Origin of the sequence: Asaia sp. As-1742, assembly GCF_011753235.1 — a bacterium.
Lineage (GTDB): Bacteria > Pseudomonadota > Alphaproteobacteria > Acetobacterales > Acetobacteraceae > Asaia > Asaia bogorensis_B.
This window is the reverse complement of record NZ_VWWA01000002.1, coordinates 139,210-155,580: the sequence shown is the minus strand read 5'-3', so window position 1 is coordinate 155,580 and position 16,371 is coordinate 139,210. Positions and strand designations below refer to the sequence as shown.

Genomic DNA, 16,371 nt, shown 5'->3' with positions numbered 1-16,371 from the left:
TTTACTGACTCCACACCAATAGAGAGAGTCATTCTCAACTTCGATACTTCAATACTGATCAACGTTATTTCTATTGCACCCGCTTCTTTTCCATGCTTGAACAGCGTCACACAGCCTGCGGGGAGTGGCCATGCGCCCCTCCTGCGTGCAGGACAGAAAAAGGAGCCAACCATGCTTAAAGATCCGAAGGTTATCGAGCATCTGAACATCCAGCTCACCAATGAGCTGACGGCCATCAACCAGTATTTCCTTCATGCCCGCACCCTGAATCACTGGGGCGTCACCAAGCTGGGCAAGAAGGAATATGACGAATCCATCGAAGAGATGCGTCATGCCGACTGGCTGATCGAGCGCATCCTGTATCTGGGTGGCCTGCCGAACGTGCAGCGTCTGAACCAGATCCTGGTGGGTGAAAGCGTTGAGGAAATCCTCGCCTGCGATCTCAAGCTTGAAGAAAAGGCGCTGGCCGATCTGCGTGAAGGTATCGCCTATTGCGAAAGCGTACGCGATTACGTGTCACGTGATCTGCTGATTCGTATCCTCGCCAATGAGGAAGAGCATGAAGATTTCATCGACCGTCAGTTCGATCTGATCAAGCAGGTTGGTATCCAGCGCTACATCACGCTGAACTCCTCGCCGGCTCCCGATCAGACCGCCGAGTAAGACAGAACCGGACACACCTGCCCCGGGCTTGCCCGTACAGGACCCCGGAAACGAAAAAACCCGTCAGCGCAGGCTGGCGGGTTTTTTTATGGCCGGTCGAGTGTGTCCGGCCCCCTACAGGCAGATCGACAAGCCTGCCGATATGATGGCCCATCAGCGCAGCCCGGTGCGAGCGCCCCCACTCAGGCGTAAGCGGCGTTGCCAGCACCCTGATCGACGGTGTTGAAGGCCATCGCGGCCTCCTTTCTCTCGCGCAGCAGACTACGCAGGGCGCACACCACGCCGGGCACGCAATTGCCGCACTGGGCCTTGCACCCCTTGGAGGCATAGACCTCCCGCGCGCGCGAGGCCCCTCTGTTTACGGCATCAGCGATATCATGATTGGTCAGGGCGTTACACGAACAGACGATCATCAGCCATTCCACTTCAGAACGGCGCGACCCTAACAGCGTTTGAGAATAATTCTCAATGATAAATTGCGAGTGATTCTTAAAAAACATGTCACAGCGGTGTCAGAGCTTGCCTGTTCAGCTCAGCAGGCGACCGATCACACGGGCCGTGTAATCCACCACAGGCACGATCCGCCCGTAATTGAGCCGTGTCGGGCCAATCACCCCGATGGCACCGACAATGCGATTCGTCTCGTTGCGCGCCGGTGCCACGACCATCGATACGCCCGACATGCCAAAAAACCCGCTCTCGGCACCGATATAGATCCGGACACCGTCCGATTCCTGGGCCAGCTGAAGCAGGCGCAGCATCGTTTCCTGCGCCTCCAGACGCTCAAAGAGCATCTGGATGGTCGTGAGTTTCTCGATTTCGGTGATGTCGGTCAGCAGATTGCCCTGCCCGCGCAGATAGAGCGTGCCATGCTGCTCATCCCACATCGCAAGACCACTCTCGATCACGCTGGTCGCCAGCACATCCAGATCAGAGCGGTTCTGCTGTAAATTCTCCGAGACGCGCTGGCGCAAGGCACTCAGTGTTACATCGCCAAGCAGGGAGTTGAGATAATTGCCCGCCTCGACAAGGGCTGACGGCGGCAGACCCGGTGGCGTTTCGATCACGCGGTTCTCGACCTGACCATCGGCTGCCACAAGGATCACCAAAGCCTTGCCCGGCCCGAGCGCGACGAATTCGATATGCTTGAGGGCACCATCGCCCTTGGGGGCCAGAACCAGACCCGCTGCTGCCGAAAGCCCTGAAAGCATGGAGGAGGCCTCAGCCAGCGTCTCCTGCATGGATCGCCCCTTGAGCGCCAGACGCCCGGCAATCTGGGCGCGCTCCAGTTCATCGAGCGCGCCGAACTGCAACAGACCATCCACGAATAGTCGCACGCCTTTCTCGGTGGGCAGGCGACCCGCCGAGACATGGGGGCTGAACAGCAATCCGGCCTGGGTCAGCTCCGCCATGACATTGCGTATGGTCGCGGGAGAAAGCGAGGGCGTCAGGCGCTGGGCAAGCGTCTTGCTGGCCACGGGATCACCCGTCTCCATGTACTGCTCGACAATCTCGCGCAGCACATTAGCCGACCGGGCATCCATGCCACCCGGCAGGTTTGAAAGATCGATCATGCCCTGCCCCTTTTTCCGACGCGCCAGCTGGCTTCCTGTCACCGTCCCGAGCGACTAGACCTGTCACGACGTGTCCTGTCCATCCACTCCGGAGTCGTGCCGATGACCCGCCTTGCAGCCTTATATATCCATCCTGTCAAAAGCCTGCACCGGGTTGATATGACGGCACTCGAACTCGACCCCTGGGGGCCGCGTGGCGACCGACGCTGGCTCGTGGTTGCGCCGGATGGGCGCTTCATGACGCAGCGCCAGCATCCGGCCATGGCACGCATCCTGACGGCGTTAAACGGTGAGACACTTCACCTGACCGGTAGCGACGGCTCGGAACTGAGGATCGATCCGCCTGCCCCTCAGGCACCCGCAATGACGGTGAGCGTCTGGAAGGACCATGCCATTGCGGCACGGGATGCCGGAGACGAGGCTGCGGCATGGCTGAGCGCTATTCTCGGCACAGCGTGCAGGCTCGTGCATATGGCCGACCCGGCCCATGCCAGACCGACCGATTTTGGTAGCGTGAGCTTTGCAGACGGGTTTCCCCTGCTCGTCACCAACACGGCATCACTCGACGACCTCAATGCCCGTCTTGATCAGCCCGTGCCGATGGAGCGTTTCAGGCCCAATATCGTCATCGAGACCGATCAGCCCTGGGCTGAGGATGAATGGCGCTCCATCCGGATCGGTACAGTTGAACTCGACCTGGTCAAACCCTGCAGCCGCTGCATCGTCACCACCATCGATCAGGAAAGCGGGACGATTCCTGTTCCGCGCGAGCCACTCAAGACCATGACCGGATTTCGCCACCGTCCCGGTGGAGTCATGTTCGGCCAGAATGCGGTCATCCGCCACGCAGGGACCATCCGACTTGGGGATGCGGTTGAACTGATCGACTGAGCGGGTCGGCTGGGCACGACGCCGCGCCCGGTCATCCTGACAATCTGCCCCTGGTCGGAGGACGCGTGCCTCACCCGTTGCCTTGGGTGATGGCGGTGACGGCAGGGTCCCGGACGGACCTGACCCGCATGATTCTGCCTTGTCATTCGGCTTTGTCATTCAGGGCCCCAGGCGCTAAAGCTGCACCCGACCGCATCTTCTGCGCTTGAAACGAGGAAAACGCTCCATGTCCAGCACCCGCCCTTCAGGCCGCAAGGCCGACGAGAACCGCGTCGTTTCCATCGAGCCGGGCTTTGCCCGCCATGCCGAGGGCTCCGTGCTGATCCGCGTGGGTGGCACCGAGGTTCTTTGTGCAGCCTCGATCGAAAACCGCGTGCCGCCTTTCCTGCGTGGTCAGGGGCAGGGCTGGATTACCGCGGAATACGGCATGCTGCCGCGCGCGACGCATACCCGTGGCAACCGTGAAGCGGCCAAGGGCAAGCAGTCGGGCCGTACGCAGGAAATCCAGCGCCTTATCGGCCGCGCCCTGCGCGCCTGTGTGGACCTGCGTGCCCTGGGCGAGATGACCATCACGCTCGATTGCGACGTGCTCAATGCCGATGGTGGCACGCGCTGCGCCGCCATCACAGGCGCCTGGATGGCCCTTGCCATTGCTCTCGACAAGCAGATCAAGGCTGGCGTGCTCAAGCGCTCGCCCCTGCGTGCGCAGGTGGCTGCGGTCTCTTGCGGTCTGACCGATGCCGGCGCCGTGCTCGATCTCGATTACATCGAAGACAGCTCAGCCCAGGCCGATACGAATTTCGTTCTGACCAGCGAAGGCGGCATTGTCGAAATTCAGGGCACGGCAGAAGACGCACCGTTCAGCGAGAGCGAATTCGCCTCGCTGATGGCGCTTGCCAAGCTGGGCACGTCGCGCCTGTTCGTTGCCCAGCGCAAGGCGCTTGAGAGCGTTACAAACAGCAGCGCTGCAAACGGAAAAACGGCGTGAGCAGCGCGGCACCAGCCGACATGACCGAGCCCGGCCAGCGGGTTCTCAGGCGGGGCGAGCCCGTTGTGCTCGCCAGCCACAACAAAGGCAAGCTGGCTGAATTCCGGGTTCTGCTGGCCGATAGCGGCATCGAGATCGTCTCGGCGGCGGAGCTCTCTTTGCCCGAGCCGGAAGAGACGGCTGACAGTTTTGAGGGCAACGCCGCCATCAAGGCGCTTGCTGCAGCGCGCGCGACGGGGCTGCCTGCCCTGTCTGATGATTCCGGATTCTGCGTCAGCGCCCTCGAAGGGCGTCCCGGCGTCTATTCAGCCCGCTGGGCCGGCCCGGGTGGTGACATGCAGGTGGCCATGCAGCGCGTTCATGACGAAATGAACGACGCGGCCGATCGCTCGGCCTCCTTCGTGGCTGTGCTCTGCGTTGCCTGGCCGGATGGTGTTACACGCTTTGCTGAGGGCCGTTGCGAAGGGGCGGTCTGCTGGCCGCCACGCGGCGCGCAGGGCCATGGTTACGACCCGATTTTTATCCCCGAAGGTGATTGCCGCAGTTTTGCCGAACTCTCGGCAGAAGAAAAGAACGCGACCAGCCATAGAGGTCGTGCGTTGGCCCGGTTTCTGGAGACCTGCGTCGCACCCGATGGCGACTGAATTCCAACAGGAGTACCCGTCATGAAGAAAGGCTTGTTCCTTTTTCCGGCCTGCGCCCTCGCCTCCTTTGTGGCGGCAGTCCATGCGGCGCCCGTTTTCGATCCGACCGGCTTTGACCTGCGTGAAACAAAGGCCTTCAGCATGTCGGTGCTGCCCGCCACTGCACTGGGGCAGCCCAAGGCCGATGCCCCATATCGTCTGACGCCGGGCGGCGTTGCCCTGAGCAGTGAAGCGCGCAAGCCAACGGCCTATCACGCGCGCCAGCCACGAACGGAGTTTTCCGAATCCCGTCCCTGGCGTGTGGCTGACGCCGAAGCCATGCTTGATGCGACGATTCATATCGATCGTTTCCCCAAAAGCGGGAATGTCGTTCTGGCCGAACTGACCGCCGATGAGGATGCGACCCCGATCCTGCGCATTCTGGTTGATGGCGACCGTCTGGTGCTGCATGGTCAGGTCGACAATGCGCCAGAAAATGGCGTTGTGCTCGGCACGCTGGATAACACCCACACCGCCCATATCGTGCTTCACACACGCCCTGACGGCATGATGACAGTAGCGGCCAACGGAACGCCCAGCGCATTCCGCCTGTCACCTCAGGCGATGGCAATTCCTGTGATGTTCCGCACCGGCGCCCACGCAATCAATGATATTGGCACGACGCCAGACCAGATTGCGGTGACACTGACAGGTCTGAGCGTTCATCATGGTGCCGCACAATCAGGCCTTCGCTCGTAGGATCACGATCCCGAAGGCGACAAACACGATGGCGGTCAGACGGTTGAAAGCCCGTCTGACCGGCCGGCGCGACAGAAAGCGCGAGAGTGACCGGCCGCCGAGGCCGTAGAGTGTGAGCCACAACCCGTCCGAGAAAAGATAGGTCACAACCAGTATGCCGAATTGCGGCAGAACCGGCTGATGATGATCAATGAATTGCGGGAAGAAGGCAGCCGCGAAAAGCAGTAATTTGGGGTTGCTGATACCGACCAGAAACCCGGTGCGGTACAATGCCCAACGGCTGACATGCAGCGGGGCTCCTGAGGTCTCTCCGGGGGGATCGGGTGAATCACTCGCCCGCCATGCCTTAATTCCCAGAAAAATCAGATAGCCCGCGCCAGCGTAGCGGATAATATCGAACAGCCGGGGCATGGCGATCAGAATCGCGCCAATACCCATGACCGACAGTACCAGCGCCAGCAGTAGCGCAGTGATACACCCGGCCATGGCCGCAAGGCTGCGGCGGAAACCCACCTGAACACTACGGCCCAGGGCGTGCATCATATTCGGGCCGGGTGTTGCCGAGATGAAAAAGACGGTGACTACGAAAAGCCACCATGTCTGAAGGGTCATGCGAGGTCCCATCACGGATTTGGGCGTTGGTGCGAAGCGCAAGGATAACGGAGCACGCGCGCGCACCAAGCGCAAAGATCATCGCCGGGAAATCAATGCTGACAGGGTGGCTCCAGGGACTGGGCGCAGGCACGCCCCATGAATAACGCAACAAGGGCTGATGGATAACCGGCGACCATAAGCATCAGGTCTCTCACAATCAGATCTTGAACCACCGCGATCTGACACGGCCGTATCAGGATATTGCTTGCGTCCACTGTGGAGGGGGGCGGCGCCCTTATCCTTCCAGAGACTGCAACTCGAACAGGCGGCGATAGATCCCCCCTTCACGCCGCACCAGCTCGGCATGCGAGCCATCCTCCTTCAGCGCGCCCTTGCTGAACACGAGGATACGGTCCAGCTCCATCACCGTGGACAACCGGTGCGCCACCACAATCACTGTGCGACCGGCCATCAGGCGATGCATGGCGTCCTGCACCAGAACCTCGGACTCGGAATCGAGGCTGGACGTTGCCTCATCGAAAATCAGCAGGGGGGCGTCGGCTAGAAACGCACGGGCAATCGCCACGCGCTGACGCTCACCGCCCGACAGCTTGACCCCACGCTCACCAACGAGCGTAGCGTAGCCTTCCGGCAGACGTTCGATAAACGCACTCGCGTTGGCCAGCTGCGCGGCACGCTCGATTTCGGCCTGCGTTGCCCCCGGTCGGGCATAAGCGATATTTTCCGCAAGGGAACGATGGAATAGCATCGGCTCCTGCGGAACGATGGCGATGTGGGCACGCAATGAGTCCTGTGTGACATCGCGCACATCCACGCCATCGATCAGCACCCTGCCCCCGGTTGTGTCATAGAGACGCTGGATGAGCTTGGTGAAGGTCGTCTTGCCCGAGCCGCTTGGCCCGACAAGGGCAACACGCGAACCGGGGGTGATCGAGAGATCCAGATCACGATAAAGCGGCGTATCCTGACCGGGATACTGGAACGTCACATTCTCGAAACGAACGTCACCTTGCGTGAAGGCGGCCTTGCCCGCGCCCTTGTAGTCCTGAACGCCGGGCGCCTGATCGAAAATGGCAACAAGCTCTTCCATCTCGTTGACAGAACGCTGGACCTGGCTGACCTGCTGGCCCAGATCTCGCAGATAGCCCTGCACAAGAAACACCATCGTCAGCACATAGGCCACATCGCCGGGTCCGGCCTTGCCCTGCCACCATTCCCAGACGATCAGCGCCACCAGAAGCATACGCATGACCAGCGAGGCAAAGCCCTGCAGGTTGGCGCTGTTGGTCCCCCTGATCCAGGTGCGCGCCGTGCGCCCGCTCCAGGCACGCAACACGCGGTCCAGCCGGCGTTCCTCGCGATGTTCGGCGCCGAAAGCCTTGACCACGGCATTGCAGGTCACGGCATCAGCGATAGCCGCACCCACTTTCGTATCCCAGCGATTGGCCGCGCGGGCCGAAGGCGCCACGTAACGCAGTGTCAGCACGACGGAGAGCCAGGTGAACAGCACAACAGAAAGTGCCAGCACGGCCCCCATGAACGGAGAGTGCCATGCCAGAACAAGCGTGGTGCCGCTCAGGACCAGCACCTCCGGGGCGATCAGCAGCAGCAAGGTGTCGTCAAGCGTGTCGATGGCCCACATGCCACGGGTCAGTTTGCGTACGGTGGACCCTGCGAAATTATTGGCGTGCCAGTCGGTCGAAAAGCGCTGCACACGCGCAAAACCCTGAGACAGGGCGCGCTGCATGATGGCAAGGCTGAGATGCGTAATGCCAAGATAGGAGGAACGCCGCCCCAGAAGCCCCACCAGCCCAAGCGCGATCAGCCCACCCACCATGAACAGCGCATCATTGCGCAGGGCCATTTGTGCGGCATCGTGAGGGGCACCGCCAGTATGGCTGGAGATATCGGTTACCAGTCGACCCGACAGGACCGGCGTTGCCACGTCGGCAATGGTGGCGAGCGCAATACCGAGCACGGTGCGTGTCAGAAAGGCCGGATGCTCAAGCCATCGGCGCATCACGAAGCGCACGATATCGACAAAGGCAATATCGCGCGGCCGGGTCGGGGTGTTGTCGGTATTGGACACGAAAGAAAGCTCCTCCGCCAGACGTTCGGCTGGGCGGGCATACTGGTAGTCTGGGGCGGGAAGCGCTTATTGTGGGGCTTCAAACGCCCTTATGCAACATGATGAAATGGTTCTGATGTCTCTTCCCTCGGCCAGAAGGGCCATGACCCTCGCGCAGGCACGTCAATTCATCACGGCACTGGCCGAGGCCAACCCGGATGCCGAGAGTGAACTGGTCTATGACGACGCTTTCTCCCTGCTCGTCGCGGTCGTGCTATCGGCCCAGGCAACCGATAAATCGGTCAACAAGGTGACGGCAGGTCTCTTTGCAGCCGCACCGGATGCAAGGGCCATGGTGGCACTGGGTGAGGAGGGCATTGCGGGCCATATACGCACGATTGGCTTATGGCGTGCGAAGGCGAAAAACGTGCTCAAACTCTCCGAGCAACTTCTGGCGCTGCATGGCGGTGTGGTCCCCTCCGATCGCGTGGCTCTGGAAGCTCTGGCCGGTGTCGGGCGCAAGACGGCCAGCGTGGTGCTGAATGTCATGTTCGGTGAAAGCGCGATGGCTGTGGACACGCATATTTTCCGCCTGGGTAATCGCACAGGGCTTGCGCCCGGAAAATCCACGCGCGCAGTCGAGGATGGGCTGATCAAACGTATCCCGAAGGACATGCTGCGTCCCGCCCATCACTGGCTCATCCTCCATGGGCGCTATGTGTGCAAGGCGCGCAGCCCGGAATGCGGACGCTGCGTTGCCTTTGATCCTTGCCGCTTTCCCCTGAAGGACCAGTTGCAGCAGAAAACCGCCGCCGCAAACCCTGCGTGACGCACTGAGACTGGCCCCTCGCGTAGATTATATGATGGTCTCGGTGACAATGGCTCTGCGGGTGTGCAGATAGCGACAGAGCCGGAAAGGTTCCCCCTTCCCGGCCCTGTTGGCAGACATGATCGACGATACGCGCCAACGATCGCTGAACCGCCTGTCAGCGGGACACGTTCCCTGATTTGGGAACGGGCGCCACCAGGCGGATCGTATCAGGCGCGACGACGTGAGGCTTCGAGAACCCTGTTATCCTGTGCCTGCGGTTCATCCATGAAGTGGATGCTGAGCACCATGTCACGTCCCTGTGCCTGACGGGCAGGCAAGGCGAGTGCGGCATAACCATTGGTCCAGCGATAACCGGCGGCGAACGCATCGTGCCAGCCGGCCAGTGAGCCGCCCTCGAGATGCGTGGTCAGAGCGATCTCACCCTGTGCATCGCGCAGCGACACTGCGCCGATCAGCGTGCCGAAAGCGCGACGGTCATCCACAAAGGCACCGTAGAGATCACAGGGGCGCATGGTCTCGCTGATGAGCGTGACATGCTCTGTGCCTGCCGGAAGCTTGAAATGAGCCACACCCTGCGCTGTGCCCATGGGCTGATGCACCCTGCCATCGACGGTCATGACCTGCAGGTTCGAGGCCTTGCGGGGCTTTGCTGCCACAGCCTTGATACCTGCACGGGCAGCAATGCGACGATGAAGCGGCTCGACAAAATCCTGCTCGACACGCAGCGGTGCGGCAGGCGTGACAAGCACGCGGGCATAATTCAGGCTGTCTGCACCCGAGATACGCAGTTCATCGAGATTGGGCAGATAGCTTTCCACCTCAACGCCATCGGCCAGGATGATGTAATGCTCACCCATATCGATATGGTAGTACGTGTAGTCCAGACGCTCACGATCGTAACGCACTGACTGGCCATTGACGAGCATGCGGACCGGCACGAGGCCACCGTCCAGATGCAGGCAATGCTCGCTGGTCAGATACATGTCCTTGCAGGGCTGGTTGTCGGCCAGGGCATTGCGCGCCACACAAACGGCATAACCGGCAAGGTCATCGGGCAGTGTCGGGCTGACGATCTGCTGCCGGGACACCATGCGCATGATGGGACGTGCCACCCTGTGGCCGCCTTCGAGCGTCGTGATCAGGTCGCCTGCCACAAGATCCTGCACCGGGCGCGCGCCATCGGGCGTCTCAATCATCGTATCCGCAAGGAAGCACGGCGCCGACGCATTATAAGCGATGGCAGATGCACCCTTGCCCCCTGGATACGTTACGATCAGGAATTTCGAAGGGTCATATCCGAGACCAATATCGACCATGACACTCGATACCTTTCCAGCCTCGCTCGGGCCCGGCCCAATCGTCAATACACCCGTTTCCTGATCGTAGGACCAGGTGGCCTGTTGGACCTCTTCCAGCGTGATATAGGTATCAACACCCAAGCCTCTTATTTTCAGGTTAGAGGGCGGATACTTGCCTTTGATACCAATGAAATTTTCTTTTCCAGGCGCCAGATTGATTGTCGTATTGACGTATCTTCCGGCGATGGTGAGATCGGCACCGTTCATGTTGATGGTCTGACCGGTGATATTGCCGAACATCGGATAGGCCAGCGTGACGCCGGTCGCACTGGGGGTACGAACAGATGTAAGGTTCAGCGTCCCCGATCCGCTAAGATCTGCGCCCGCTTGCGCATTAATATTCACTTTCTCGAACGAGAGCGTTCCGTCGTTGTAGATGTCGTTCTGTAGAATAAGCCGGTCAGCGTAGGCCCAGCTACCAGTCCCCTTCAGGGTAACCGAGCCGGTGGAGGTAATATTCGGGCTGCATCCGGTCGAAGTCGTGCCGTAGCCAAAGTACTTCACCCCGGTACCAAACGTAACATTCAGCGCGCCAGAAACCTTGAGTGGAGCCAAGGCACTCTTCGGGTAAGTCGATCCGGTAATAATGCCTCTGCAACCCGAGTCGACGGTGACGTTTTTAACATCGCCCTCTGAAACATTGCAGTCGACCCACCGCAGTTTCGAGGTAATATTTAGATCCGTCACCATGAGTTGCCCCGTTGTTTTTTCCAAAACATATCACGGGGTAACGAACGGTATCATTTTAAAATGTTTCTAATTTCCTAGTTTTCCTGTTCGTTTGCAAAATAAATTACTTAGCACAAACATTGATGATACTGATCTATTATATATCTTATAAACGGATAATATTTGACATGATACAGTGAAAATATGAACTTATTGCAGCATCCGTAATATGTATCAATTATCTATTTCTTTAGTAGACCAGTTCGCACGTATTATAATATATTTATCGTAATATATAATAATTATCTCAAAACTTATTATATATTTAGAGTTTTATACTGTGGAATAGTTATTATTTATTGTACGTTTCCGTAAACAATGCAGAAACCTTGCCCTGCGCATAGCGAATTTGGGCGAGCGGACACCGGAAAGGCCTGTTTCTCTGGCGTTTTCCTGCACATGGGCTCTGGCCTTCTACCTAACCGAGTCGTGCTAGCCAATACTATGGCCAGCGCAGTAACCCTCAGCAATGGGGCGTACGCCATTTGGTATGGTCCCATCTCACCAAGGCTCTGGGTTATAGGCCTCAATCCCTTCCCCTCCCCCGTGGATGACATAATGTGAGAAGCTGGACGAAGGGCGTGCGTTCACGTTCTCATGCGGTAAAACGGCTCATCCCGGCATCATCGGCAAAGAGATTTTATGTCCTCCCTCAGCCTCTTCGCGATTCTTCTTACACTCTGCACGGCCTGCGGCATCCTCAACTACAAGCTGCTGCGCCTGCCCATGACGATCGGCATCCTGCTGATTGCCCTGATCGTGTCGCTTGTGGTCAAGGGGCTGGACATGGCCCTGCCCAGTGTCGATCTACACACTCTGCCCATGACGCTTCTGGCCTCGGCCGACCTGCCCGGCAATTTGTTGGACGGTGCCTTGTCTTTCCTGCTTTTCGCCGGTGCCCTGCAGGTCGATACACGCCATCTGATGGAGCGGAAATTCTCGGTATTCTTCCTCGCCATCGTGGGGACGATACTGGCGGTGTTCATGCTGGGTGGGGCCATGTACTGGGTCATGGCGCAGGTGGGACTGCCCGTGCCATTCCTGTGGTGCGTGGTGCTGGGGGCCATTCTCGCGCCAACCGACCCGGTTTCGGTGGTGGGCATGTTGCGCCGTCTGGGTCTGCCGGGGCCCATTCAGGCCATTTTTGCCGGAGAAAGCCTGTTCAATGACGGGGTGAGCATCGTGATTTTCGGCCTTGCCATGACGCTGGTCACAGGCGAGGCGCATCACCTGACCCTGATGGATGCCGCCGAGGCTTTCGGGATCGAGGCTGTAGGGGGCGCGGGGCTTGGTTTTGTGGCCGGTCTGATTGCTCTTCTCTGCTTTCGCGCGGCACGCGACAGCCACTTGCAGCTTCTGGTGTCGCTCAGCCTGGCGGCAGGCACATTCAGCCTTGCCCATGCGCTTGGCATGTCAGGCCCGATCGCCGTGGTCGTGGCAGGCCTCTGCCTGGGGAGCGAACGCGCCAAGAGCAGCATGGACGACCATGCGCGGGAGGAACTCAACAGCTTCTGGACACTCGTTGATGAGATCCTGAACGCCCTTCTTTTCCTAATGATCGGCTTTGAGGTGCTGGCCGCCATTCCCAGCCAGCGTGCGCTCGTGGCCCTGCTTCTGGGTATCCCGCTTTCAATTGCAGCGAGGGCGCTCAGCGTGTTTCTCGCCATCCTGCCGATCCACCTTTATGGAGAAGATCGCGGGCGCATGCTGGCCGTGCTGACCTGGGGCGGATTGCGCGGTGGCATTTCTCTGTCGCTCGCGCTCACTTTGCCTGCCGGACCGATGAAGGAGGTTCTTGCCCCGATCTGCTACGGCATCGTGGTCTTTACCATTCTGGTGCAGGGATTGAGCATGGAGCGTGTCGCTCTTCATTTCTATCCAAAGAAGGGCTGAGGGCTACTCAGCCTTTGCCAGAGGCAGATTGGGTACGCCCCTGAAACCGGGGCGCGGTACCCATAGCCGCGCACCGCGCCATGAGCGGTCTGATATGATCTCCAAGGCGCGCCCCCGGCTCCGATCTGCGCCATCGCGCACCATGACCGCGCCATCGCGCCAGACCGTGAAGCGATCGACATAGATGCCACTTTTGCACGCCGATGGCAGGGGAGCAGCGCTTACCACGAGCGCGTTGCCCGTACACTCGGAAGGTGGGTCTACTGAGCGGAGCCTGGAGAACAGGATGGCGATTTTCTGGCCTCTCCACTCAATATGGCACCGCTGAGCATCGCAATCCGGCAGCTGTGCCGATGATATGACAGACCGGGGCCAGGCCTGCACCCAGGCAGAGAGCGTATGGGCCGAAAGGCTGCCATGCGGCCCTGCAACCCAGGCATTCCCTTGTCGGAAAGCAATGAGACCGGCATCGGGCGAGACAAGCAGCACAGGCGCTGACAAACAAAGCGGTGACGCAACTCCGGTCAGCATGAGAGACAGCCCCATGAAACGGGCCTTGCCACGCCAGAGGCACAGGATTACCAGCCCGGCCATATACAGGACCAGGGCCCAGCAAGGCATATGGGGCACAGCGATATGAGCCATTGGCCATGCTGCAACATGGGCTGCCAATGACGAAACCAGCCCGATCCCCTGGCCCATGACCCAGAGAGGCGCACCAGCGCCCCCCAATGGCATGAGCAGCAACGCGCACAGCCCTGCGGGCATGATGCAGAATGCCGCTATCGGCACCGCAACAAGATTGGCCAGGATGAACCAGGGCTGAAAACTGCCAAAGCCCGCCATGACGAGTGGAAGAGTCGCCCCTCCCGCCAACGCACTGGTGAAGGAAAGCAACACGAGATGATGGCCGATGCCGCCCTGATGCCCCTGTTCGGCTCGCCGGACAAACCACGGCCGCATAGCTTCGTAGCCCGCAATCAGGGCCATGACGGCTGCAAACGACATCTGGAATGACAGATCGAGCACCAGCACCGGAGACGCCATGAGCAGGACCAGCGCCACCAGAGCCAGCGAGCGCATGGAGAGCACGCGACGCCCGCTGAGAAGGGCAAGGGTTGCCAGACCCGCCATGCCCAGACTGCGCAAGGCTGGCAGATGGAACCCAGTGAGCGCCACATAGATCACCCCCCCTGCCAGCGCCGCGAAAGCAGCGATTTCCCGACAGGGCAGACGCAGGCCGAGCCACGGCCAAAGGACGAGCCCCATCCGCACAGCCGCAAAGAGGGCGCCCATGACCAGACCCAGATGCAGCCCCGCTACGGCAAGGATATGGGCCAGCCCCGATGCCGCATAGGCCTGTCTGGTCTGCTGGCTTATCCCCTCGCCATGCCCGGCCAGCAGGGTAGCGGCAATGGCGGCGCGCTGCCCTTCGAGGTGGTGCATGATTTCTGACGTGATCGAGGCGCGCCAGCGCCCCAGCCTGTAGCCCTGCGGTGCAGCGATGATCTCTGGCACGCCCAGCACCCGACCGGACCCGGCGAGCGCATCGAACCACGCCTCTCTTTGCCGATCGCGCGCACCGGGGAAATCCGGCCAGTCGGGCGGATGCAATACAGCCCGCAGGCGCAGCACCATGCCCGGAACATAGGTCTGGCCCTCATGGGTAAAGAGCAGCAAATCCCGCTGTAGCGGGGCCATGCCGATATCGACCCCGCTCTCGAACACGGCATCTCTTACGCGCAAGCGCTGAAGGATCTGGCCAGGCTCTGTGGTCGTAGCGACATCGATCACCCTGCCATGCAACACGACGGCCAGTGAGGGAAGCGCAGGCATGGGAGGCTGCCGCCCTGCCTGCACCTGCGCCAGCAGAAACCCCGCGCCAGCCATCACCATGACGAAGCCAAGGCTTCTGGCACTGATACGGGACCACCCTGACAGCACTATGCCCAGCCCCGCGAGAACGCAGGCACTGGCGCACCAGAAACCGGGCTCGTAACGGGGCAGGAAATAGATCAGGCATCCTGCGGCCCATGCTACGGCAAGCCAGGCTGCAAGCCCGCGCCCCTGCGAGAGCAGAATGTTCTCAAGAGACCCGGCAAGGCGGGAAAGCGTCACATCCCCCTGCCCCGACAGGGCAAGGCACACCTGTCAAAGGTACCCTGTCCTGCACCTTCAGGGGGCGGAGGGCACATGGTCACGATAGTGATCCCAATGACGGACCAGCTCCGCCACGACAGGTGCCCCGACACGCTCATTATTGTCGAAAGCGATATTCTGGCCGGGCCCTTCATCGCCCATCGACTGGGTCAGGGAAACATGCGGGGGCGGCATGGAAGGGTTGGAGCCCGAACGCAGCACCATCACCCGGTCCGGATCGACATAGCCCCATTTTGCCAGCAGGCGCATCTGCTTCTGGTTGGTCTGGCTTTCCTCATTGGTCATGACGAAAACGCCCTGGTTTTTCGTCCAGAGTTTCACCCAGTCCTGCGCCCAGTCATTGCGTGCCTCGCCATGCCAGTAGCGCAAGGCCCCCAAGGTCTCGCCCATCAGGATCATCGGGGGCTTGCTGGCAGGAAGGCTCGCAGGCCAGGCTGCGCGTCGGCGGGCAATTTCCGGGTCGTCGGCCAATTTGACATCCTTGCTCAGACCATAGGCCCACCGCGCCAGACCCTGATTGAGCGCATAGGCCTTGGTCAACTGCGCGACATCCGTCACCGAGCCATAGTGATTGGGATCTTTCGGCAGGGTGTTCGGGCGATCTGCCCCAATGGCGTAAAGCCCATAGGGCCAGTCCTTGGGAATGGTGCGGTCATCGAGTTCGCGCAAGGCATCGCCATCCACCACCCAGCGCGCCCAGGCCACGCTTCCGACCGAGGCCACATTGGGGTTCACGCCGGAAATGCCGGTGAAGATCCAGTAGGTCTTTTTCAGGTCAAATGCCGGGTCGAGCGCCAGAGCCATGAGTTCCGACGGGCCGGAGCGCAGCACAATGCCATATACCCCGTCGTTATTGCGCCGCAGAATGGGCTCCTTCACGCCACGCACCGGCACTGTCTCGCTCAGATGCTCACGCTCGACCCAGTCCTGATATTCGCCCGGCGCATCACCTGTATCTGCACCGTTTTCCCAGCCTGCGACAATAATGACGCGCGGTGCGACGGGTGCAGCATGGGCAGACGCCACCCCCAGATCGAGAACGCAGGCGAGAGATGCGAGGCAGGCGGGAAGCAATCGTTTTTTCATATCGGGATCGTTACATCGAATACAGGTTTCTGCAAATACTGTTCGCAGGATACTGCTTCGATCTGGAACCTGACCCGGCAGACATCTGGCCGATATGCCCCTTGCAAGGCACCCGGCAATCCGCAGCATCCA

General features: G+C 60.2%; 14 protein-coding genes. 7 read left to right on the top strand and 7 right to left on the bottom strand.

What is annotated here, in order from left to right; genetic code table 11:
* Positions 1–171: 171 nt before the first annotated feature.
* Positions 172–663, top strand: a complete 492-nt coding sequence (gene bfr / locus F3J08_RS03435) for a bacterioferritin (RefSeq protein WP_023979379.1) — start codon at positions 172–174, stop codon at positions 661–663.
* A 182-nt stretch (positions 664–845) separates the two neighbouring features.
* On the opposite strand, the gene F3J08_RS03430 is transcribed toward bfr, so the two are convergent.
* Both F3J08_RS03430 and hrcA read right to left on the bottom strand, forming a co-directional pair.
* The gene (locus tag F3J08_RS03430) at positions 846–1,076 is read right to left on the bottom strand and encodes a bacterioferritin-associated ferredoxin (RefSeq protein WP_122040456.1); all 231 of its coding nucleotides are present in this window, start codon (positions 1,074–1,076) and stop codon (positions 846–848) included.
* 114 nt (positions 1,077–1,190) lie between these two features.
* Positions 1,191–2,237, bottom strand: coding sequence for a heat-inducible transcriptional repressor HrcA (gene hrcA, locus F3J08_RS03425; protein WP_035444483.1), 1,047 nt, complete (start codon positions 2,235–2,237; stop codon positions 1,191–1,193).
* Between the two features lie 102 nt (positions 2,238–2,339).
* Between hrcA and F3J08_RS03420 the strand changes: the two genes are divergently transcribed.
* The 4 genes from F3J08_RS03420 (at position 2,340) to F3J08_RS03405 (ending at position 5,498) form a co-directional block, all read left to right on the top strand.
* Positions 2,340–3,128 (top strand): MOSC domain-containing protein, encoded by a 789-nt coding sequence (locus F3J08_RS03420; RefSeq protein WP_122040377.1) that lies wholly within the window; start codon positions 2,340–2,342, stop codon positions 3,126–3,128.
* Positions 3,129–3,354: 226 nt separating this feature from the next.
* The gene (rph, locus tag F3J08_RS03415; protein ID WP_166928445.1) at positions 3,355–4,116 is read left to right on the top strand and encodes a ribonuclease PH; all 762 of its coding nucleotides are present in this window, start codon (positions 3,355–3,357) and stop codon (positions 4,114–4,116) included.
* Positions 4,117–4,136: 20 nt separating this feature from the next.
* On the top strand, positions 4,137–4,760 hold the full coding sequence (rdgB, locus tag F3J08_RS03410) for an RdgB/HAM1 family non-canonical purine NTP pyrophosphatase (RefSeq protein WP_166928663.1): 624 nt from the start codon (positions 4,137–4,139) through the stop codon (positions 4,758–4,760).
* A 21-nt stretch (positions 4,761–4,781) separates the two neighbouring features.
* Positions 4,782–5,498, top strand: a complete 717-nt coding sequence (locus F3J08_RS03405) for a hypothetical protein (protein WP_166928444.1) — start codon at positions 4,782–4,784, stop codon at positions 5,496–5,498.
* Here the strand turns inward: F3J08_RS03405 and F3J08_RS03400 are convergent.
* Complete coding sequence (locus F3J08_RS03400; protein ID WP_166928443.1) at positions 5,481–6,110, bottom strand: LysE family translocator; 630 nt, start codon at positions 6,108–6,110, stop codon at positions 5,481–5,483. The two genes, F3J08_RS03405 and F3J08_RS03400, sit on opposite strands and share 18 nt — an antisense overlap.
* Before the next feature lie 277 nt (positions 6,111–6,387).
* Positions 6,388–8,163 carry an ABC transporter ATP-binding protein gene (locus tag F3J08_RS03395; protein ID WP_370458666.1) on the bottom strand — a complete coding sequence of 592 codons (1,776 nt, stop codon included), beginning with the start codon at positions 8,161–8,163 and terminating at the stop codon, positions 6,388–6,390.
* A gap of 154 nt (positions 8,164–8,317) precedes the next feature.
* Between F3J08_RS03395 and nth the strand changes: the two genes are divergently transcribed.
* Positions 8,318–9,010, top strand: coding sequence for an endonuclease III (gene nth / locus F3J08_RS03390; RefSeq protein ID WP_240149109.1), 693 nt, complete (start codon positions 8,318–8,320; stop codon positions 9,008–9,010).
* A 209-nt stretch (positions 9,011–9,219) separates the two neighbouring features.
* Here the strand turns inward: nth and F3J08_RS03385 are convergent, their stop codons facing one another.
* Entirely contained in the window at positions 9,220–10,926 is a 1,707-nt protein-coding gene (locus tag F3J08_RS03385; RefSeq protein ID WP_166928442.1) for a Hint domain-containing protein, read from the bottom strand.
* 816 nt (positions 10,927–11,742) lie between these two features.
* Between F3J08_RS03385 and F3J08_RS03380 the strand changes: the two genes are divergently transcribed.
* Entirely contained in the window at positions 11,743–12,993 is a 1,251-nt protein-coding gene (locus F3J08_RS03380) for a sodium:proton antiporter (protein ID WP_062165348.1), read from the top strand.
* A 3-nt stretch (positions 12,994–12,996) separates the two neighbouring features.
* Here the strand turns inward: F3J08_RS03380 and F3J08_RS03375 are convergent, their stop codons facing one another.
* Positions 12,997–15,111 carry a ComEC/Rec2 family competence protein gene (locus F3J08_RS03375; RefSeq protein ID WP_370458657.1) on the bottom strand — a complete coding sequence of 705 codons (2,115 nt, stop codon included), beginning with the start codon at positions 15,109–15,111 and terminating at the stop codon, positions 12,997–12,999.
* Between the two features lie 57 nt (positions 15,112–15,168).
* The gene (locus F3J08_RS03370; protein WP_166928441.1) at positions 15,169–16,239 is read right to left on the bottom strand and encodes a purine nucleoside permease; all 1,071 of its coding nucleotides are present in this window, start codon (positions 16,237–16,239) and stop codon (positions 15,169–15,171) included.
* Positions 16,240–16,371 lie beyond the last annotated feature (132 nt).

Coding starts and splice junctions, on each gene's coding strand:
- bfr (WP_023979379.1), top strand. CDS start 172: ATGCTTAAAGATCCGAAGGTTATCGAGCATCTGAACATCCAGCTCACC.
- F3J08_RS03430 (WP_122040456.1), bottom strand. CDS start 1,076: ATGATCGTCTGTTCGTGTAACGCCCTGACCAATCATGATATCGCTGAT.
- hrcA (WP_035444483.1), bottom strand. CDS start 2,237: ATGATCGATCTTTCAAACCTGCCGGGTGGCATGGATGCCCGGTCGGCT.
- F3J08_RS03420 (WP_122040377.1), top strand. CDS start 2,340: ATGACCCGCCTTGCAGCCTTATATATCCATCCTGTCAAAAGCCTGCAC.
- rph (WP_166928445.1), top strand. CDS start 3,355: ATGTCCAGCACCCGCCCTTCAGGCCGCAAGGCCGACGAGAACCGCGTC.
- rdgB (WP_166928663.1), top strand. CDS start 4,137: ATGACCGAGCCCGGCCAGCGGGTTCTCAGGCGGGGCGAGCCCGTTGTG.
- F3J08_RS03405 (WP_166928444.1), top strand. CDS start 4,782: ATGAAGAAAGGCTTGTTCCTTTTTCCGGCCTGCGCCCTCGCCTCCTTT.
- F3J08_RS03400 (WP_166928443.1), bottom strand. CDS start 6,110: ATGACCCTTCAGACATGGTGGCTTTTCGTAGTCACCGTCTTTTTCATC.
- nth (WP_240149109.1), top strand. CDS start 8,318: ATGTCTCTTCCCTCGGCCAGAAGGGCCATGACCCTCGCGCAGGCACGT.
- F3J08_RS03380 (WP_062165348.1), top strand. CDS start 11,743: ATGTCCTCCCTCAGCCTCTTCGCGATTCTTCTTACACTCTGCACGGCC.
- F3J08_RS03370 (WP_166928441.1), bottom strand. CDS start 16,239: ATGAAAAAACGATTGCTTCCCGCCTGCCTCGCATCTCTCGCCTGCGTT.